Source organism: Pedobacter sp. KBW06 (genome assembly GCF_003852525.1).
GTDB lineage: Bacteria > Bacteroidota > Bacteroidia > Sphingobacteriales > Sphingobacteriaceae > Pedobacter.
This window is the reverse complement of sequence record NZ_QAJL01000001.1, coordinates 1,296,323-1,318,397: the sequence shown is the minus strand read 5'-3', so window position 1 is coordinate 1,318,397 and position 22,075 is coordinate 1,296,323. Positions and strand designations below refer to the sequence as shown.

Annotated in this window: 14 protein-coding genes; 10 read left to right on the top strand and 4 right to left on the bottom strand. The window is 42.7% G+C overall.

Going from position 1 to position 22,075, the window contains the following annotated elements; all coding sequences use genetic code 11:
- Positions 1-36: 36 nt before the first annotated feature.
- The 3 genes from DBR43_RS05140 to DBR43_RS05130 all read right to left on the bottom strand — a co-directional run bounded on the left by DBR43_RS05140 (position 37) and on the right by DBR43_RS05130 (position 3,444).
- On the bottom strand, positions 37-1,488 hold the full coding sequence (locus tag DBR43_RS05140; RefSeq protein ID WP_158622431.1) for a S41 family peptidase: 1,452 nt from the start codon (positions 1,486-1,488) through the stop codon (positions 37-39).
- Positions 1,489-1,675: 187 nt separating this feature from the next.
- Positions 1,676-2,353, bottom strand: a complete 678-nt coding sequence (locus DBR43_RS05135; protein WP_124578541.1) for a LytR/AlgR family response regulator transcription factor — start codon at positions 2,351-2,353, stop codon at positions 1,676-1,678.
- Positions 2,350-3,444, bottom strand: coding sequence for a sensor histidine kinase (locus tag DBR43_RS05130; RefSeq protein WP_124578539.1), 1,095 nt, complete (start codon positions 3,442-3,444; stop codon positions 2,350-2,352). The genes DBR43_RS05135 and DBR43_RS05130 overlap by 4 nt, the downstream gene beginning before the upstream one ends.
- A 152-nt stretch (positions 3,445-3,596) precedes the next feature.
- Between DBR43_RS05130 and DBR43_RS05125 the strand changes: the two genes are divergently transcribed.
- From DBR43_RS05125 to DBR43_RS05115, 3 genes are all read left to right on the top strand, one after another.
- On the top strand, positions 3,597-4,916 hold the full coding sequence (locus DBR43_RS05125) for a hypothetical protein (protein WP_124578537.1): 1,320 nt from the start codon (positions 3,597-3,599) through the stop codon (positions 4,914-4,916).
- 14 nt (positions 4,917-4,930) lie between these two features.
- A complete protein-coding gene (locus DBR43_RS05120) occupies positions 4,931-6,244 on the top strand; it encodes a cation:dicarboxylate symporter family transporter (RefSeq protein WP_124578535.1) in 1,314 nt (437 codons plus the stop codon).
- Between the two features lie 115 nt (positions 6,245-6,359).
- Positions 6,360-7,547, top strand: a complete 1,188-nt coding sequence (locus DBR43_RS05115; protein WP_124578533.1) for a cation:dicarboxylate symporter family transporter — start codon at positions 6,360-6,362, stop codon at positions 7,545-7,547.
- 3 nt (positions 7,548-7,550) lie between these two features.
- Here the strand turns inward: DBR43_RS05115 and DBR43_RS05110 are convergent, their stop codons facing one another.
- Positions 7,551-7,760, bottom strand: a complete 210-nt coding sequence (locus DBR43_RS05110) for a hypothetical protein (protein ID WP_124578531.1) — start codon at positions 7,758-7,760, stop codon at positions 7,551-7,553.
- A gap of 874 nt (positions 7,761-8,634) precedes the next feature.
- On the opposite strand from DBR43_RS05110, the gene DBR43_RS05105 reads away from it, so the two are divergent.
- The 7 genes from DBR43_RS05105 to DBR43_RS05075 all read left to right on the top strand — a co-directional run bounded on the left by DBR43_RS05105 (position 8,635) and on the right by DBR43_RS05075 (position 22,053).
- Entirely contained in the window at positions 8,635-9,657 is a 1,023-nt protein-coding gene (locus tag DBR43_RS05105) for a GntR family transcriptional regulator (protein WP_124578528.1), read from the top strand.
- Between the two features lie 279 nt (positions 9,658-9,936).
- Positions 9,937-13,128, top strand: coding sequence for a SusC/RagA family TonB-linked outer membrane protein (locus tag DBR43_RS05100; RefSeq protein ID WP_199756957.1), 3,192 nt, complete (start codon positions 9,937-9,939; stop codon positions 13,126-13,128).
- 13 nt (positions 13,129-13,141) lie between these two features.
- Positions 13,142-15,037, top strand: a complete 1,896-nt coding sequence (locus tag DBR43_RS05095) for a RagB/SusD family nutrient uptake outer membrane protein (RefSeq protein WP_124578526.1) — start codon at positions 13,142-13,144, stop codon at positions 15,035-15,037.
- Positions 15,038-15,070: 33 nt separating this feature from the next.
- Positions 15,071-16,255: a DUF5000 domain-containing lipoprotein gene (locus tag DBR43_RS05090; protein ID WP_124578524.1), complete on the top strand. Its 1,185-nt coding sequence runs from the start codon at positions 15,071-15,073 to the stop codon at positions 16,253-16,255.
- Positions 16,256-16,275: 20 nt separating this feature from the next.
- Positions 16,276-17,451, top strand: a complete 1,176-nt coding sequence (locus DBR43_RS05085) for a DUF4998 domain-containing protein (protein WP_124578522.1) — start codon at positions 16,276-16,278, stop codon at positions 17,449-17,451.
- A gap of 95 nt (positions 17,452-17,546) precedes the next feature.
- Entirely contained in the window at positions 17,547-19,886 is a 2,340-nt protein-coding gene (locus DBR43_RS05080) for a glycosyl hydrolase family 95 catalytic domain-containing protein (RefSeq protein WP_124578520.1), read from the top strand.
- Between the two features lie 154 nt (positions 19,887-20,040).
- Positions 20,041-22,053 carry an alpha-galactosidase gene (locus DBR43_RS05075; protein ID WP_124578519.1) on the top strand — a complete coding sequence of 671 codons (2,013 nt, stop codon included), beginning with the start codon at positions 20,041-20,043 and terminating at the stop codon, positions 22,051-22,053.
- The last annotated feature ends 22 nt before the right edge of the window (positions 22,054-22,075 follow it).

Genomic DNA, 22,075 nt, shown 5'->3' with positions numbered 1-22,075 from the left:
TACCTCACTGTTTTGCAGGAGATAGGCCTTTGTTTTTTATCCTTCTCCCATGGCGTAAGTCATTTCAGGGTCTTTGTTTTCAAGTGCATATTTAATAAACAATTCGATTGGTAATTCTTTATCAGGCATTAATCCACGCCCCTTGTCTTTTGTTGCGTTAAAGAAATAAATCTCTGTAAGCGGAATTGTCAAAACACTTTTAGTAGCCGGAAGCTGATAGCTGGCAAACCAGGCTGCGGTTGTCGCATCTACTCCACTGGCAGTCTCTTTTCCGATAATTAACCCTCTGTTATTTACCTTCACCAAAGAGGCGAAATAGGTAGCCGCTGAAATTGTCTCTGCACCGACCAACACTTTTACGTTCCCTGAAAAAGCGTCTTTATCTTTAGGGAAATTCGTCAGTAAACCCTCCATTAATCTGGTGTTTCCGGTATACCATCCGGTCGTATCATTTTTATCAAAGCGCTGATATAAGTAATTATTCTGACTGCGGATATCTTCGTCGGAGTAGGTCCTCATATTCCCGTCTACTACATACTGCGGATAAGCCAGCGTGATGTTTTTAGTCTTGTAGGTATAGGTGTTTGCAAATGAGTTTTTCGTGATGAAGGAATACAAGAGCGCCGCAATGGCTGGATTTCCACCTGAGTTACGGCGTATATCAATAATTACATTGGTATATTTTTTCTGATTGACTTCTTTAAAAAAATTGCTGAATTCCTTGTAGGCATAATCTTCTGAAAGGTTAAAAGTGCCTACTGTTAAGATGCCCGTTTGTTTTTGATCATTAAGGTCACTGTAAATGCTATAGCTCTGCTGTAACAGGTTAAAAGGTAAAACACATTTGGCACTCCTGTAAGAATAATCAGATGCGGAGATCGGGCTGACTGTGATGGACGCTGTTTCTGTTTTCCCCGGCTTAACAAATGCTATCGTATAATTTTCATGGTTCCTGTACCTGAAACTGTAATACCTCGCAAAATCATTTCCATTCCGGTCAGTACCTGTTTGAATGTTACCATCAACATTGGAGGCAATTTCCGTCAATATTTTCTTTACCGGTACCTTATTGATCGTTGTTATTTCGGATCCAAAAGGTATTTCTTTGTTCATGATATTCACAAATACCCTTCCTTTTTCTACGATGACGGGATATGGGAAATAAGAGACAGATTTATACAATTCAATTGACAGATCTTCTGCCACTGTTCCTGAAGTATGGACATCTTTTATTAATCGCAGTGGAGAAGAGGATATGAAGTTATAGATGTCCGGATTTGAAACCAAAGATTTGCGGAGTGAATCCACTTTATGGTTAAAAGCCTCTTCTTTAATAAATTTGAAAGGATTGGGGTGCTGTTTCCTGATGATGTTGACGGATAAATCAAAGTCGGAAATGAAATCCTCCTTTTTTAAGTCTGCTATTTTCCTTTGAGAAAACAGGGGTAATGAAGGAAACAGCATTACGATAAATAATATTTTTTTCATGGTAGAAAGTATTTGTATGTGCCACAAATATATCATTCAAAGGCGGTTTTTGGCCGAATTTAACATTTGTTAACACTTTGTTGCATTTGGCAAAGAAGGCAAAGATAGCTGTCGGATTTTATAATTACGTTCCGGCAAATGATCCTGTTATAACGATTCTGAAATTTGAAGGTGCAAGAGGCTTTTCTTATTTAAGCGCATCTTTATACGTCCTTCCTACCGGAAGCTGCTTGCCGTCTTTCAGTACCACAAACTGTGAGTTATGGGACAATATATGTGCTTTCTGAACGATGTAGGATTTATGAATCCTGACAAAGCCAAGCTTTACATTCTTTTCAATGAAATCAGAAAACCGTTGTAAAACCAGGTATTGTTTATACCTCGTGATGACTTTTAGGTACTCTCCAAATCCCTCGATCCATTGGATCTCGCTCAGGGGGACCTTATTTAACATATAATCTGACCTGAAAGTCAGGAATTCTTTTTCGACCTCAGGGTCAGTCAGCTTTCTATAGTCAATTGCCTTTTGAACTGCCTTCAGAAAGCGCTCTGGAAATACCGGTTTAACGAGATAATCGATGACATCCAGGTCATATGCCTTTGCTGCATGGGTCGGATCTGCAGTAATAAAAATGCCCAGTTTTCCTTTAGGAATCAGGGCCAGCATCTCTGTTCCGGAAAGTCCGGGCATTTCAATGTCCAGGATGAACAACTCCACCTCATCAAGACGACTGTAATTCAGTGCTTCCAGGGGATTCAGGAAACAGGCCATAAGTTCGATCTCAGGAAGGTCGGCACAGTATTTACGAATGAGCTCCAGTGCAGGAGACTCATCATCAACATAAATGGCTTTGATTGCGGTCATATTCTGATGGTTAATACAGTGCTGTAATCTACGCCCTTCTGCACAGATTCCAAATTATAGTTCTCCCCATATTGGCTGTCCAGGATCATTTTTAATACTTTGATTCCCGCCCCTCTATAGGATGGTGAATTGTCGGATGTCTTTTTATCAGCTATAGAATTTGAAATCCTAAACTCCGCCACGGCGTTCTGAAGTGACAATTTAAGCCTGATATAGGCCTTTTCATCCTGTCCTATGACAGAATACTTGACTGCATTTTCGAAAAGGGTGAGGTAGATGGTTGGAGGGATTTCTACTATATTAAAAAGCTCATTCGCTTCGAAGTCGAGTTCCATATCCAGCTTGCTTTTACTTTTTAACTGGTAGAGCGTAGCCAATGCGGTGATCATTTGAATTTCCCGTTCTATGGGGATCGTTTTTTTCTCCACCTCATAAGTAGTGTATTGCATTAAGAGGCTGAGCTGTTTGATCAGGTTTGCCGAAATGCTGTCCGTTGCATAACTGTAGGAATAAATATTGTTCAGCGTATTGAAGAGAAAATGTGGGTTGATCTTTGATTTTACCAGTTCCAGATCTGCTTCTTTTTTCCTGATCAGAAGTTCGGCAAGCTCCTGTTCCACGATAAGCTTATATCTGGAGATACCCTGCATGGAAGGAACGAGTATAATGATGAGCTGCGTGAGGTAGATCATGAAAATGTATTTTCCTTCTGCCGCGATCCCATTGTCGAAAAGTTCAGGTTCAAGCAGGATTCTGATCAGACTGGAGAGCACAAAAACACCTGCAGTGTACAATACATATTCCCCATATCTTTTGGTCTGGTAATATTGAGGAACGAGTCTTTTGAAGCATAAAAGGTACAGCGGGATATTGATGGCCAGCATAAACAGCAAGCGATACAAAGCGCCGGGAAAGCCAAACAAACTGAGGTAGATGTAAGCACTCAGGCCAATAAATCCAAGCCAGAACAGGACATGCTGCATATAAATGACACCTGGCCACTTTCCGTTCAGCAGGAGGTTCATTACCTTTTTTTCGAAAGATAACCTCAGGATTAAAATCAAAAAGACAAGGTTTAATAGCAGGATCATTTGTTCATCGTGATTTTTCAGTTCTGGTTGTTCGTTTATTTATTCTGTCGTTTATTGATATAAATCCTTTTCAACAGTCCTTATACTCATATTTAATTTCCGGGTGCAGCTATTTGCTGTGGGGAAACAACCAAATATAAAACTTAAGATAGATGAGGGCTAATATCTCTATTTTTTCGGTGATCAGAAATACAGGACTTCTTTTTTTAGGAATGATCCTGGCACTGGGAATTGCCCTTTTTTTTCCTGACCCTTCTTTTAGCCAGGAGAAAAAGCAGGATAAACGGATTCGGTTTTCTGCCTATGCGCAATTCTGGGCAAGGTATACCATGATGAACCCGGGCAGCAGGATCAACGAAAGTCAGGTGGCCAATACTGCAGACCTGTCCCTAAGAAGATTCAGGGTAAAAGTAACGGCCAATCCAATTGATCACCTGATGTTTGTAGTTCAGGCCGGTACCACCAATCTTACCTCTCTTTCCCACAATGAAAGCCCGGTTGAACTGCTGGATGCTTACGGGGAATACCAGTTTAATCAAATGCTGAGCCTTGGCGGAGGGCGTTCGAACTGGAAAGGGCTGACCAGATTTGCCGCGGGGCCCGGATCCACTTTGTTATATGATGTTCCATTCCTGATCCTTGGAAATGTGAACCGTACTGACCTTACCCTTCGAAACCTGAATCTGTTTGCAAAAGGACAGCTTGGGCCATTAGACTATAGACTGATCATTTCAAAACCTTATATCCCTGTAACGGCGAAACCTCAGGAAGGAATTTCCAACTTCAATAACCTGAAGGTCAAACCTAACCTCTCTGCTTATGTAAAATGGCAGTTTTTTGAAAGTGAAAGCAATGTTTCTCCAATCTCTGCCGGAACTTACCTGGGCAGGAAAAAAGTGCTGGCAATAGGGATTGGTGCAGAGTATCAAAAAGACCTGCTGTGGAGCCTCAGTTCCGGCGATACGGTTTTAAATAGCATGAAACTCTTCAGCGCAGATGTCTTTTTTGATGCGCCGCTGAATAAAGAAAGCGGCACTTCCCTGAATATTTATGCAGCTGCATTTCTCCATGATTACGGACCTGGTTATATTCGCAACCTGGGGATAAACAATATGGCGAATGGTATCGAAAGTAAAATAGCGGCCTTTAATGGAGCCGGAAATGCCTATCCTGTAGTTGGAACGGGAAAAAGCCTGATTCTGCAGTCGGGGGTTACCCTGCCATATTTTAACCGCCGGACTAAGAAAACCCGGCTAATGCCCGCTTTTGGAGTCCAGTATTCCCGATTTGAGCGCTTATCTGACCCTATGTTTAGTTACGACCTCGGACTGAGCCTGCTGTTAAAAGACCACTCCTCCAAATTCGTTTTCAATGCCCAGAGCAGACCAATTTATACTACTCAAGGAACAGCACTCAAAGTTACCGACAGGAAAATGATGTTTGTTCTGATGTACCATATCAATATAGACTAATAAAAAAGAGCCACATGTTAATCGAAAAATCACCTCAACCTGCTTTTCAGCAGAACAAAAAAACAGCAAGTATATGGCTGCGGATCCTCGCCAACCTAACTTTCTGGGTACTCATCGCCATTATCGCCGGTGTAGTGCTGGGCAGTTATGCACCTGCAACTGCCGTGAAAATGGAAATTATAGGAAAGACCTTTATCGACATCATCAAGCTCTTTATCGCGCCCATTATCTTTTTAACCATCGTTTTGGGAATCAGCGGTATGGGAGACCTGAAAAAGGTGGGCAGGATAGGCCTGAAGTCGCTTTTATATTTTGAAATCGTATCTACTTTCTCTCTGGCCATCGGGATTGTCATGGCGGTTTTGTTGAAGCCCGGAAATATTGATAAGTCTAAGCTTCAAATCGGCGATGCCTCGAAATACACTTCCGGACCTGCAAAGGATTTTGACTGGGTACATTTCTTTATGAACAACGTGACCATTCAGGTATTGGTGGTGGCGATTATTGCAGGGATTATTCTCAATTACTCCAGACACCGTGAAAAAGCGGTAAAAGGTTTAGGTCGTCTGTCTAAAATCGTCTTTCTCGGGCTAAAGTATGTGATGTACCTGGCGCCCCTGGGTGCTTTTGGTGGCATGGCTTACACAGTAGGTAAATTCGGACTTCATACCCTCGTTCCATTGGCAAAACTTATGGGTACGGTATACCTGACCATGGGGATTTTCATCTTTCTCGTTCTCGGCGGGATTATGAAATATTATCAAATGAGCATCTGGAAATTCATTAAATATATAAAAGAAGAATTGCTGCTGGTACTGGGTACCTCCTCTTCAGAATCGGCACTTCCATCGATTATGCAGAAGCTCGAAAAAATGGGTTGCAGCAAGTCTGTAGTCGGACTGGTTATTCCAACAGGCTATTCCTTTAACCTGGACGGAACGTCGATCTACCTTTCGATGTCGGTGATTTTCCTCGCCCAGTTGTATGGGGTTGAACTTTCAGTACTGGAGATGCTCAGCATTATTGGAATATTGATGATCACTTCAAAAGGAGCTGCGGGGGTTACCGGGAGCGGGTTTATCGTACTGGCCTCTACCCTGGCCGCCTTGCACAAAATACCGATCGAAGGACTGGCCTTTCTGCTCGGCGTAGATAAGTTTATGAGCGAGGCCCGTGCGCTGACCAATATCATTGGTAACGGTGTGGCGACGATCGTGATCGCCAAGAGCGAGAAAGAGTTCAATCCGGTAATAGAAAGCGAAGAAGAACAGGATTGGAGCCTTGGAGGGACTGAAATTGAAAAGGGAAAATTAGCGAACATTAACTGAATCAAATGAATACAAGGGCAACATTTCATGAATTAAAAACGGAGTGCCATTGATTCTTGGTTAATTGATGGTTTTAAGTATCTTCATCAAGAAGCAAATACCATAGCTAAACGATTTGAGCATCCTGACAAAAACAAACCTGAACCCGAATAAGCTGAATCGTTATTTAAGCTTACAGATACTCAGTGCCATAGTGATGGGAACTTTGTGCGGCGTTTATTTTCCGAAAGCTGCTTTACAAATGCAATGGGTGGGTACCTCATTTGTGACCGTTATTGAGCCCTTTGTGCCACCAATCATTTTCCTGAGTATTGTGAGCTTGTTTGGCAGTTTGGAAAATTTGAGGCTTGCCGGAAGGATTACGGTTAAAGCCCTTGTTTATTTCGTTGTTGTAAGTTCCATGGCAATTGTTTTTGGGATCTGCAGTGCCCTGCTGATTAAGCCCGGGCGAATAGACAAAAGCTTTTTAGGCATAATCTCTCCTCCAAAGGTAGAAGAAAGCAATTATCATGAATGGTTGAACGTGGTCCTGCAAAACAGTATGCTCATCATCCTTGTTTTGGCCATCGCAATTGGCCTGTTTGTCAATCAGTATAAATACAGGAATGAGGTGATCAGGGTTATTGACCAATTAAAATTCACCTTGCTGAGGCTGTTAAGGTATATTTTTCTGCTGGCCCCAATTGTTACCTTCTGTGGGATTGCTTATACGGTTGGCCGTTATGGACTGGATACCCTGGTTCCTATAGGCAAGATGATGGCGGGGACTTACATCGCGATGTTCCTTTTCGTACTCATCGTACTTGGAAGCCTGCTCGCTGCTTTTAAGGTGAATGTTTTTACATTCCTGGGGAACATTAAAAATGAGCTTCTATATGCACTTGGTACCTCTTCGTCCAGTTCTGTTATTCCGCTATTGATGGAAAGACTGGAAGGGCTTGGCTTGAAACAACCGGTAGTGAGGCTTGTGACAGTAACCGGTAACTCCCTGAACCTGAACGGAACCTGCATTTATCTGGGAATGTCGGTCATATTTCTGGCACAGCTCAACAACATCAGCTTTTCATTTTCTGAACTATGCAACATTGTGATGATTGTTTTGCTGACTTCAAAGGGTGCTTCCGGGATCCCGGGAACCGGTTTTCTCGCTTTAGTGACCACAGTTGGCAGTATTCATAAGATTCCGGTAGAGGGCCTGGCTGTACTGCTAAGCATCGACCGTTTTATGAGTGAAGCAAGGGCGATCACGAACACAATAGGGCATAGCGTGGCTGCATTGGTGGTATCTAAAAGTGAAAAATAGGGTTTACCCCCGGATTTTATATCCTGGAATGATTAAAGGTTGGACAATTTCAATGTTTTCAGCCATTCCTTTAAATTTGTTTTCCTTAGCTGTTGAAGACCATTTTCCTTTAGATCCAGACAGAAGCCGAAGATTTGCTATCGAACGTGCTACATCAGCCGATAGTTCTACTGGTCCTGTACATTTAATTTGTTTCTGAAAAGATCTGCTCATAGTTTTTTGTTATTAAATCTTTGTTTTTCAGTTTGTTATTTGGTATTACAAAAATAGCGCTTTTGTCTTTATTCCCAAAAACGGTCTGGTGACGGATAAAAGTTCTCCTTAATACTTCCTTATATACGTTAAAGCGCTTATTATTATAGTTCGTAAATTCATTTGGAAGATTCGCGGCTAGAAATCCCCAGGTGCGTATGTTTGTTTGTTTGTTTGCTGTTGAATATAATTCATAATATCTAATATCGTTCCTCCTATATAACCAAAGGAGTTTTGTCCGGTTAACATTCTATATCTTAAATCCTGAATAGAATCGGAATAGTGCCGTTTGGGACTAAGATTGATTTTTGGATAGAAGTCTAATGTCAGGAAGGAATTGTCATAGCTTTTTACTGACACGATATATTTAATGCAACATTTTTCATTGTGTCTATAAAATCTAAATATCATCTCATTGGAATAACTCTCAGTAGAGATATACTTATTTGATTTTACCTGTACGAGTTTATAGGGTAAAGGGGTGTTGAACATTTTTTTCTCTTGTCGTTAAGCGATTTTAAATATTATTTGGTTAAAAACCTGATTAACTCTGTTTTTATTTTCTTTTATATATAATGTTGTAATTTTTTATTTAAGGCAAAGATAGGATCACAATGAGAATAGTGTGGGAGAAGTAGAATGTACATCAGTGAATAAAGCTGCACTGTATTCATTTTTTACATCACAAAGATGTCCTGGTGTGGAATGCCAAATAGTGTACTATGGAATGAGAAAAATCTCCGGAATCCTAAAAATCTAAAAACTTTTATATCTTCACCGCAGAATATAATTATTAACGGCCAATATTAATCTTTGCTGTTTATCGCATTTCTGCATGAAGCTATATCAATTAATTACAGAAATTAAAGCACTGGAAGATGTATCCACATTTTCGAAACATGAACAATTGGTTCAGGGAATTATCAATGCCCTGGATCAGAAAATATTGGTCAGGGGAGATGCTTTACCTTCAGTAAACCGGATGATCAGGGAAATTGGTTTTGCAGGTGAAACGATTGCAAAAGCCTATAAGGAACTGGTGAGCAGGGGAATTCTGGAATCCAAAAACAGAAAGGGATATTTTGTGGCGACAGAAGATACGGAGCAGCATTTAAGGGTCTGTTTGTTATTATATGCATTTGATACCTTCCAGGAAACATTTTACCAGAGTTTCAGAAATAAATTAGGTGAAAACATTCAATTGGATCTTTTCTTTCACCACAATAACTTTGCTGTATTTGAGAACACCATCAATAACATCAAAGGCAAGTACGGCATGTATGTGATCGCTCCGATCGACCTTCCTGAGTCCATTCCACTGGTGGCGCAATTTCCGATGAATAAGCTGCTGATTGTCGACAGACAGTTGAACCTGAATGAAGAACATTCCTATATCGTACAGGAATTTAAGGAATCCTCCTATAGCGCCTTTGTAGAATTAGCAGACCGCATTAAAGAATTCGACGAGTTTGTTTTCTTTTTTAAGCAGAAATCTGCGGAGCCAAATGATGTTATGGACTCGTTTCAACGCTTTATCAAGGACTATCACATCAATGGCGTTATCAAAAGTAAATATGAACTAGGCAGCATCGCGCCAAATAAAGTATACTTTACCATCCATAATCTGGAATTATGGGAAATCCTTAAAGACTCTAAAATTAAAGGATTGAAACCAGGAAAAGATTTAGGCATATTATCTCATAATGATGATAATATAAAAGAAATAATCTTTGATGGAATTACCACATTCTCTATTGATTTTGCTCAAATGGGCGAAATGGCCGCAGAGTTTGTACTATTCAGAAAACCGATACAACACATCATGAAGAGCACGCTAATCAGAAGAAATTCTTTATAGTTTATATCTGTATGGTATTGATTTTCATTCTTTTACCGGGTCAGGTGCCCGCTGCCTCCTAATTCTGTTTGTTCAAAATACCTTCTGAAAAATAAATTTTGGAATGTAAAATATTTTTACAACCTTGGCACTAGTGTAGTGTAGTATAGTGTAGATGAACTACCCGAACAAACCAACGAGCCAACCAAATATAAATTATGAACGCATGCTGCATCTATGGGATCTAACTGCCTCTATTCGTCTGGTTTATTTTTCTTCTCTGAACCAAACTAAATCAATATGAAATATAATTTTACCAGATTTTTTTCAATGTACAGCTGTTGGCTATTGCTGCTGGTTTGCATTGGTACTGCAACTTCGCTTAATGCTCAAACAACCGGGCAACGGCTTACGGGGCTCGTCATCGACAGCGTCGACAAAGCGCCCATTCCAAACGCTTCTGTAATGATAAAAGGAACGAAGCAGGGTACTCAGACGGACAATATGGGAAGATTTACCCTGGATGTTTCCGGAGAGGGGGCAACATTGATTTTTTCTTTCGTGAGTTACAAACCAAGGGAGTTGTATGTTCAGAAAGGGAAACCGGTAACGGTAAGGATGGTATCTGCACAGGATCGCCTGGAAGAGGTGGCAATTGTGGCTTATGGCACACAGAAGAAAAGCAGCATGGTGGCTTCGATCACCACTATAGATCCAAAAGAACTAAAGGGACCCACTTCAAATCTGACCACAATGCTGGCCGGGCGTATTGCCGGGATGGTGGCCTATCAGCGAAGCGGTGAGCCTGGTATGGACAATGCCTCCTTCTTTATCAGGGGGGTAGGTAGTTTTGGTGCCGGAAAGAAAGACCCTTTGATATTGATTGATGGAATGGAATCGACAGGAACAGACCTTGCGAGGTTACAGCCAGATGATATCGCCGGTTTCTCGGTACTTAAAGATGCGGCGGCTTCTTCGTTATACGGCGCAAGGGGCGCAAATGGGGTGGTATTGGTGACAACCAAACAGGGGGAAATTGGTGCAGCGAGATTTAATGTCCGTTTCGAAAACTCACTGTCGTCCAACACCAGAAATTTCAAATTTGCAGATAACATTACCTATATGAATCTGGCAAATGAAGCAGTTTTAACAAGAGATCCTAAGAAAAGCCTTCCTTATCTCCCCAACAAAATTGACCATACGGCAGCGGGAGACAATCCATTACTGTATCCAAATAATAACTGGATAGAGCAGCTGATTAAAGATTATACCAATAACCAGCGTTTCAATATGAATGTAAGCGGCGGAGGAAATACGGCGCGCTATTATGTGGCCGGAACTTATAATGTAGATAATGGCATCTTAAGAACGGACAAGAAAAACAATTTAGATAACAACATTAAAATTAAGAACTATGCGGTGCGCTCTAACGTAAATTTAAAGCTTACACCGACCACAGAAGCTATCGTCAGAACTTCTGCTCAGTTTGACGATTATACTGGTCCCATTGGCGGACGCGATGAATGGGGCAATCTGATCAATGGCGGTGCGGCGGTATTTCAAACTGCACTGTGGTCTAATCCAGTGATGTTCCCCGCGGTGTATCCGGCAGAATATTCGCCATTTTCAAAACACCCTTTGTTTGGAAATGCTTTCATTGGCGATTCACAAAACATGTACATCAACCCTTATGCGAGGATGGTTTCCGGGTATCAGCAGTACAATACCTCAACGGTAAACGTTCAGCTGGAACTGAAACAGGACCTGAAGGCGATTACAGAAGGCCTTTCGACGAGGTTAATGGCTTATACCCAACGCTATTCCTACTTTGATGTAGCCCGTAGTTTTAACCCGTTTTTCTATAACCTGACCGTTATTCCGGGCAGCACGGAGCGCATTCTTTCTCCTTTAAATCCCCTGGGAGGGACTGAATTTCTGAGTTATAATCAGGGAAACAGAAATCAGAATACCACTACATACGGAGAACTTGCGGTTAACTACAGCAGGACATTTAAAGAAAAACATGCGGTTACAGGGATGCTCATCGGGATCCTTAGAAATTACCTTACCGCAAACGGAGGCGATCTGCAGGCTTCATTGCCCTCAAGGAATTTAGGTGTTTCAGGAAGGTTAACCTATGCTTATGATAACCGTTATCTTTTCGAAGGTAACTTTGGCTACAATGGTTCTGAGCGTTTTGCGGCCAACCACCGCTTTGGGTTTTTCCCTTCGGCGGGTGTAGGATGGAATGTTTCTGAGGAGAACTTTTTTGAACCGCTTAAATCGGTAATCACAAGGTTTAAGCTTAGAGGTACCTATGGTTTGGTTGGAAATGACCAGATCGGAAGGTCAGAGGACCGCTTCTTTTACCTTTCCAATGTCGATCCCAACAGTGCCGGCCGGGGATATACCTGGGGCGATAAATGGGATTTTTACAGACCTGGTTATTATGTGAGCAGGTATGAGAACTACGACATTACCTGGGAGAAGGCCACGACAACAGACCTGGGCTTTGACCTGAACTTCAAAAATGGGTTCTCAATGGTGTTTGATTATTACAAATCCATTCGGAGCAACATCCTGATGGGCAGGACTAATATTCCAAGTACAATGGGCTTTAATACCACGGTACAGGCCAATGTTGGTAAAGCAAAAAATGAAGGCTTTGACCTGGCACTGGACTACAGTAAAACATTTGGTTCCAACTGGTGGATTCAGGCGAGAGGTAACTTTACCTATGCAAAGAATGAAGTCATGGTGAACGAAGAGCCCGATTATCCCGATGGACTGAAACATCTGTCGAGATTAGGTTATCCTTTTGAACAAAAATACGGCTTGATTGCAGAGCGTCTGTTTGTGGACGACATAGAGGCCCGAAACTCGCCGACACAGAATTTTGGAGGACTGATCCCTACCATGGGTGGAGATATCAAATACCGTGACATTAATGGAGATGGCCAGATCACCGATAAGGATAAAGTACCGATTGGCTTGTCTACAGATCCGGAGATTATCTATGGTTTTGGATTCTCCTTAGGATTTAAAGGCTTTGATGTGAGCACTTTCTTCCAGGGCTCTGCAAGATCTTCCTTCTTTATTGATCCGGGAAATATTACGCCTTTTGCATTGAATGGCTCTTTCCAGAATGGCTTGCTGAAAGCGATTGCTGACGACCACTGGTCGGAAGATAACCGGAATTTACATGCGCTATGGCCAAGACTTACCGACGGTTTCAATAACAACAATAACCAGTTTTCGACCTGGTGGCAGCGTGATGGCAGCTTCCTGCGCTTAAAGTCTGTTGAAATTGGTTACAATTTGCCGAAAAAAGCATTGAGCCGTTTTAGGCTCTCCAGTTTAAGATTGTACTTAAATGGTTCCAACCTCGCTGTGTTCAGCCCCTTTAAATTATGGGATCCGGAAATGGGATCGAAAGGTCTTGGATATCCTGTTCAGGCAGTATACAATATAGGTCTGAATGTTGGATTTTAATTAAAGATAAATCATGAAAACGAAAATATATATCATACCGGTTTTAGTGCTTTTATTTAGCCTGAATGCCTGTAAAAAAAGCTTCCTTGATGTAGTGCCAGACAACGTGCCCACATTAGACAATGCTTTTACCATGCGCAATGAAGCGATCAAATACCTGGCTACCTGTTATTCTTACCTGCCAAACGATGGGGAACCTACCCAAAATATAGCCTATATGGGCGGAGATGAATTCTGGCTGGACTTCCCTTCGAGAAGTATCAATGCCACAAACTGGGCGATGGCCAGGGGAAACCAGAGTGTCGTAAACCCTTTGGTCAATTACTGGGATGGAGGGATGTTCAATGCCATTCGTGACTGCAATATTTTCCTGGAAAATGTACGTGACCTGAGCAAGGTGCGTGACATGAGTATTGATGAACGCAACCGCTGGATTGGAGAAGTTGAATTTTTGAAAGCCTATTACCATTTTCTGCTTTTCAGACATTATGGGCCAATCCCGGTTGTTGATGTGAACCTTCCGGTAAATGCCCCGATTGAACAAACCAAGGTGAAACGCCAGCCGGTTGATTCTGTGGTAAACTATATCGTGAAATTACTGGATCAGGCTGCCGCAAAACTGCCAAACAATGTGATGATTCCGGCAACAGATCTCGGTCACATTACCAAACCAATCGCTTTGAGCATAAAGGCTAAAGTGTTGCTGTACGCAGCAAGTCCGCTGTTTAATGGCAATAAGGATTATACCAATTTTAAGAACCCTGACGGACAGCTGCTGTTCAATCAGACGGTAAGTACCGATAAATGGAAAAAGGCTGCGAATGCCGCTAAGGAGGCAATTGTCGCTTCGGAAACTGCGGGAATTAAGCTGTATACTTTTCCTGGTACTACCTTCCCGCTTTCCAGCACGACCATGAGAGAAATGAGCATTAGAAATGCGGTGACAGAGAAATGGAATACGGAAATCATCTGGGGGAACCCCAATTCAAGGACATGGCAGTTACAGTATTCTTCTATGGCCCATATTGATCCCTCTTTCTCCGGGAACAACAGTGTACATGGAACGCTGGCCCCGCCAATGAAAATTGTGGAGCAGTTTTATACTAAAAATGGTGTTCCAATAGATGAAGATAAAACACTGGATTTCTCCAATAAAGCACAACTGCGTACCGGAACAAGCAGCGAACGCTATTACATCGTTGAAAATTACCAGACGGCAAGGATCAATTTCGACAGAGAGCCGAGGTTTTATGCAGACCTGGGATTTGATGGCGGTAAGTGGTATATGGAAAGCAACAGGAGTGATGACAATGCTTTTTCTGCCCAGCTTAAACTTGGACAGTACGGCAGCGGTTTATCGATTACCGTGACGACCTATTACCCCAAAAAACTGGTCAACTGGAAATTCGCTTTTAAAGAAGGGAACAGCAATCACATCGAAGAGTATCCTTTTCCAATGATCAGGCTGGCGGATCTTTATCTAATGTACGCCGAAGCTTTAAACGAAGCGGATGGCCCCTCTTCCGAAGTATATACCTACCTGGACAAAGTAAGGGAACGTGCCGGATTGGAAGGCGTTGTGGATTCATGGAGCAAATATTCGGTTAATCCAGGCAAGCCGGGTACTCAGCTGGGCCTGCAGTCCATCATCCGAAGGGAACGTAACATTGAAATGTCTTTTGAAGGGAGCAGGTTCTGGGATCTTCGCCGCTGGAAACTGGCAGCGCAGGAGCTGAATAAAAATATCACAGGCTGGGACAGGGATCAGGATAAAGACCATCCGGAGTTATTTTACAGGCTGACTAATATTTACACGCAGCGTTTCATCGCGCCAAGGGACTATTTATGGCCGATCAGAGAGAACAATTTACTGGTCAATCCGAACCTGGTTCAAAACCCGGGATGGTAATTAAATGACGATACACCTCAAATTGATTTTAAAATGAAAAGAAATAAATATATGACACTCGGTATTTTGCATATACTGTTTGTACTGGTTTCCTGCAACAAAGCAGAGATCAACGGGATTTTGGAAAACAGTAAAACTGCACCTGGACAAGTGAGCAATGTGCGTGTGGAAAACCAGAATGGCCAGGCAAAAATCAGCTATAACCTGCCGGATAATAAAGACCTGTTGTATGTTAAAGCAGTGTACAGCATCGCCAGCGGACAGCAAAGAGAGGTACTGGCTTCAGGCTATACCAATACGTTGATTGTAGATGGATTTGCAGATACCAATCCGCATGAAATCAAATTATATGCAGTAAACAAAAGTGAAAAAGCTTCTGAACCGGTTGCTGTTACCGTTACCCCTTTGATTGCTCCGTTTAGGCTGATATTTAATGCCTTAAAGGCCAGTGCTACGTTTGGCGGGGTTAGGGTAAATGCAATTAACAAGTACAAAGCAACAGTGGCGATTGTGCCTTTACTGGACTCTTTAGGTAACGGAGACTGGGCCAATCTGGAGAATGTATACACGCAGGATTCTGTGATCAGCGCAAGCATCAGAGGGCTGAAACCAAAGCGGGGGAAATTCGCTTTTTATGTGCGCGACAGGTGGCTAAACCGTTCTGATACCTTGTTGATTGACCTGACACCACTCGAAGAGAACCTGTTGAACAAAGATCTTTTTCAGGAAGTAAGGCTGGCAGGAGATGCTGAGTACATGTACAACACCACTTTGAACCTGATCTGGGATAAAAGAACAGACTATGGGCAGTGGCCTTGTATGTATACTCAGGAAAGTGCAGGGAGTCCGCAAACGGTAAGCTTTAGCATAGGCAGGGAAGCAAAGCTGAGCAGGATTGTGATCTATCCAAGAAGAGAAGCGGGTTATTATGATAAAGGAAATCTTAAAGATTTTGAGGTCTGGGGATCCAATAATCCAAGTCAGGATGGAAGCTGGGCGAGCTGGACCAAACTGATGACCTGTAACGTGCTAAAACCTTCCGGGTCACCGCTTGGTACCGATACCGGTGCGGATGAAGCCTATGGCAAAGCAGGCTGGTCATTTGATTTTCCTGAAGATGCACCTAAATTCAAATATTTAAGGATCAAAAATCTGAAGAACTGGCGAAGCAGTTATTTTATGGAAATAGCTCAGGTGTCTATCTGGGGCGTATATTAATTGATTTTAGCATAGAAAATATGAAAAATATAAATAACATCATCGGAATACTGGGGCTTGCTTTAATGTTCTCTGCATGCCAGAAAAAAGATGAGTATAAAAAATTTACAGAGCATGGTGAAGTCGTTTATCCTGCTAAAATTGATTCTTTAAGAATCCTGTCCGGAAATGGCCGGGTTAAAGTATCAGGTGCTTTAAATCCGGATCCAAAGGTGGTCCGGTTCAGGGTATTCTGGAACAGCAAACTTGATTCTGTTGAGGTATCGGTTAAACGTACAGGTGGAGTAGACAGTGTGAACTACGTGATTGCTAACCTGGAGGAAGGCCCGCTGAGCTTTGAGGTTCGCACTTACGACTCAGAAGGTCATGTTTCTGTACCTATGAATGTGGTGGGAAATGTTTACGGTGAACGTTACCGTTCGGCACTGAACAACAGGGCAATTCTAAGTACCGAATTTAATACCCAGGGGGAAGCAAAACTTAAATTCCAGGACATTAGCGCTGCAAGTGGTACGGTTGGGATGCAGATCCGCTACAAACACATGGACAATTCCATTCATGATACCGTAGTTGTTGCCCAGCTTAGAGATCAGGTCGTGACCCTGCCTAAGTTTAAAAGTAATCCGATCGAGTACCGGATCATTAATAAACCTGATCCTTTGAGCATAGATAAGTTCTACTCGAACTATGAAACACTTTCTTTAAAAGGAGAAATAAGTGCCATATATTTAAAAAATAACATGGTACCTTTTAAGAGATCAGCTTACGACAATAACAGATGGGGAGACCTGGCCGACTGGGTAACCAATAGCGCCATGAAGAACCACAATGGCATGGGTGGATACGCCAGTGATAATGATGGAATCATAAACATTGAAGCCGGTTGGGGCTCCAGTGCCATCACTAACGGCAAAATTTATCAGACCATTACCTTACCACCAGGCAGATATTCATTTACCAGTGAGCTGTCTGATAACAATTACGACGGTAATCCACCTGCCTATATCGTAGCGGCTGCGGGAGTGGGAATTCCAAATGTAACGGACCTGGGAACAGCACTCGGCAGTACTGCAGTTAAAAATAACCGCTTTGAATTTGAGTTAAAGCAGACGACTGTAGTTTCCCTGGGAATGGTGCTGTCTTTTAATACAGATCATTATATGAAAATCAGAAGTTTAAGGTTATACGCCTTATAATTGTTGCCTGATCACCTATCGATTCGTTAAATTGACCGATAGGTGATTTTTTATTGAACCACAAAAATATTGAACCACACACACAAATTGAAACAATGAACCTAAACAAAAAATGCCTGCTCACAACCGGATGTATCGCTGCTGCTTTACTCGGTTTTGGCCAGAACAAAAATTTAAAGCTACGCTATAGTCAGCCGGCTGCCCAGTGGGAGGAAACACTCCCCTTAGGAAATGGTCGTTTGGGGATGACTCCCGATGGGGGCATTTCCAAAGAGAAAATAGTCCTCAACGACATTACCCTCTGGTCTGGTGGACCGCAGGATGCCAATAATTATGACGCTTATAAAAGCCTGCCTAAAATAAGACAGCTCATTCTGGAAGGGAAAAATGAAGAAGCTCAGGACCTGGTCAACAGGGATTTTGTCTGCAAGGGCCCTGGTTCCGGTGGCCCGCAATGGGGAAAGTATCAAACCCTTGGCGCTTTGGAACTGGAATTCAGTTACAAGGGAACCGGCACTGCACAACCCGAAGTGAAAGAATACCAGCGGGAGTTGTCTTTGGAACAGGCGATGGCCAGTTGCAGTTTTAATGTAAATGGTGTAAACTATAAAAGAGCCTACTTTACCAGCTTTGATGACGATGTCAGTGTGATCCGGTTAACGGCTGATCAGCCTGGCCAGCTTAACCTCAGCATCCGGATGAACAGACCCGAACGATATGCAGTACAAACAGCGGGAAATGAATTGCAGATGACCGGGCAGCTGGACAATGGTACTGATGGCAAAGGGATGCAGTACATGGCCAGGGTTGGTGCCAGACTGAAAGGTGGAACGCTTAGCGCTGATCAAAATTCGCTGATCATTAAGGATGCCACAGAAGTGACTATTTACATTGCTGCAGCAACAGATTTCAGAAGTTTTCCTTTTAAGGAAAAAACAAAACAGGTGCTTGCAGCCGCACTTAAAAAGCCATATGAATTGCAAAGAAGCACACATATCGCCAATTATGGCAAGCTTTTTAACAGACTGAGCATCGACCTTGGAGAAGGGGCGTCGGCAAAGCTTCCGACCAATCTTAGGTTAGATGGCTTTTATAAAAACTTTGATGCAGACCCTTCTCTTGCGGCTTTATTCTTTCAGTTTGGAAGGTATCTCAGCATCAGCAGCACCAGGGTAGGCTTACTTCCGCCTAACCTTCAGGGCCTATGGGCCAAAGAAATAAATACTCCCTGGAACAGTGATTACCACCTCGATGTCAATGTGCAGATGAACCATTGGCCGGTCGAAGTTGCCAATCTTTCTGAACTGAACCTGCCCTTGTCGGAACTGGTGAGGGGACTGGTAAAACCGGGTGAGAAAACCGCCAAAGCCTATTACAATGCGAATGGCTGGATTGCACATGTGATCACCAATGTCTGGGGCTTTACGGAACCGGGAGAAAGTGCTTCCTGGGGTGCTTCCAATGCCGGATCGGGATGGCTCTGTAACAACCTGTGGGAACATTATGAGTTTAGCCAGGATTTAAAATACCTGAAAAGCATCTATCCGATATTAAAGGGCTCTGCGGAGTTTTACAAAAGTGCGCAGATCAAAGATCCAAAATCAGGATGGCTGGTTACCTCACCTTCCGTATCTCCCGAAAACTCGTTTTATCTTCCCAATGGGAAAACCGCTGCCATTTCTATGGGACCAACGATAGACAACCAGATTGTAAGAGAACTCTTTGGCAATGTCATCAAAGCTTCGACGCTGTTAAATACCGACGCAACATTTAGAGCGGAGTTAAGGGAAACGCTAAAATCTGTGCCACCTGCCGGTGTCATCAGTAAAGACGGACGCATCCAGGAATGGCTGGAAGATTATAAAGAAACGGATCTTCAGCACCGGCATATTTCTCATTTATATGGTTTATATCCGGCATCCCTGATCAGCCCGTTTTCTACCCCTGAACTGGCCGCTGCAGCAAAGAAAACGCTGGAAGTGCGGGGCGACGATGGCCCGAGCTGGACGATAGCCTATAAGCTCCTGTTCTGGGCGAGGCTACAGGATGGGAACCGTGCATTTAAACTACTGAAGGAGATCTTAAAACCAACATTGAGGACGGATATCAATTACGGTGCAGGGGGAGGGGTGTATCCCAATCTTTTGTCGGCAGGACCTCCTTTTCAAATTGATGGTAATTTTGGTGCCACTGCCGGTATTGCAGAAATGCTTTTGCAAAGTCACGACGGTTTTATCGAACTTCTGCCTGCATTGCCAGATGCCTGGAAAAAGTACGGAAATATTAAAGGCTTTAAAGCCAGGGGCAACTTCAGTATTGACATGAGCTGGAAAGACGGCAAAATTATCAATTACAGGATTGCATCGCCAATGGCCAAAAAAGTAAAGATAAAAGTAAACGGCGAACTAAAAGAGGTGCTAGCTCAGCGTCTTTAACAGAACAGAACCATTGATAATCAATGAAAAACAAAGATATTCTGCTGGAGATCTTTTCAATACACACAAATTGATAAAACCATCATCAGCATGCCGCTTACAAAAAGCAATGGACTGCTGATGACAGCCTCATCGCTGCTAAAAATATATTACAATGAAAAATAAAATACTTGCATGTTTGTTCTTCCTGGTCTTTTTTCTGAGCCAGGCCAATGCCCTTACGTTTAAATTTGGCAGGGCAGGGAAAATTGTCTACGACCTGAAATCAGGAACTTTTAATGTCTACCAGAATGCTGATGAGTTCTTAAAAAGCGGATTTTCAACCCTTAAAGAAAATGGAAAGGTCTATAGTTCAAAAGATTATTTAACAAGGAACTATACGAGTATTCAGATTTCAGATCAGTTTGGAAAAGGGGTAAGACATACCATTAACCTTAGTGCGGCCGGAAAGCCGGATATGAGGCAGATCTTTTATACTTACGATCAGCTGCCTTATTTTTTTGTGGAAATCGAAGTTTCAGGAGCGGGTGTCAGCAGCAATGAGATGACTCCTGTTCAGGGCCTTATTCCTGTTTTGAATGGCATCACAGCACTAAGGAGTGTATTTGTTCCTTTCGATAACGATACTTTTATCAGCTATAATTCAAAGCAGTTGTCGAAAAATGAGCAACAGGTCAGTTCAGAGGTCGCCGCTATTTACGACAACAGTTCATTCAAAGGCCTGATCTCCGGATCAGTAAACCATAGGGTTTGGAAAACAGGTACGTTTACCGGTATCGACAGCACAGGCAATACCTTTATCAGGATCCAGGCTGGTTTTACCGAAAAAAGCATCACCAGGGATACCATTGCTCATGGTACATTAAGGGGCAATGTGGTTAAATCTCCGAAGGTATTTTATGGCTTATTTGACGACTGGAGAATGGGTATGGAGGCGTATGCAAAGGCTAACCGAACTGAAGAACCCCCGATTGTATTCAAATGGAAGCGTCCAACCCCTTTGGGATGGAACAGCTGGGGCGTGATGCAGGAGAAAATTTCCTTTGATAAAATTGTTAAGGTTACGGATTTCTTTGCCGACAGCCTGAAGGCTTTCAGAAGTGAGGGCACCTTATATGTTGACCTGGATTCCTTTTGGGACAATATGCTGAAAGGCGGACTGGAAGGGGATTATTCAAAGCTAAAAGAATTTGCAGATTACGTTAAAAAGCGGGGATTAAAACCGGGTATTTACTGGGCTCCTTTTACAGACTGGGGCTTTAAGTCGGGCGGCGATAGAAGGGCAGAAGGCGGGAACTATAAATTTGGAGAACTCTGGACCAAAGTAGGCTCGGGTTATCATGATATCGATGGTGCCAGGGCATTAGATCCAACACATCCGGGCACTCAGCAAAGAATCGCCCTCGTGATCGGGAAGCTCAAAGAATGTGGTTATGAAATGATTAAAATTGATTTCCTGGGACATGCAGCCATAGAATCTGATCATTTTTATGATCCAAAAGTGAGCACAGGAATGCAGGCTTATGACCAGGGAATGTCTTTTTTGCTGAAACAACTGGATGGTAAAATGCTGGTCTATGCCGCCATTTCCCCAACCATGGCCTCGGGTAGGTACATTCATGTGAGAAGGATTGCCTGCGATGCCTTTAAATCGATAAGAGACACGAAATACACGCTCAACAGCCTTAGTTATGGCTGGTGGCAAACCCATTTGTATGATTATATGGATGCAGACCATGTGGTGCTTGGAACTGAAGAGATGGGGGCCAACCGTGCGAGAACGCTTTCTGCAATTGTGACGGGTTCTTTTATTGTTGGTGATGATTTTTCAGCGAAAGGCCCATGGACCACGCGCGCGGCAGAACTGTTCCAAAACCAGGCATTGCTGACCGTCATTAAGGATGGAAAGTCCTTCCAGCCCCTTGAAGCGGATAAAGAAGCCTCAGAAATGTTTGTTAAACAAACAGGTCATACACGTTACCTGGCTATTTTCAATTATGGAGATAAAGAAAAGAAGTTTGTGATCAACGCCGCCACCCTTGGCTTAAATACCTTTAGCGGATACCAGCTGGAAGATCTTTTTACCCATAAATCCGGGGCTTCGCTTAACACTGCCGAATTTGTATTGCCTGCTGGTGATGCCACACTGATTAAAATAACGAAATAATTATATAAGCTATAAAACCTTT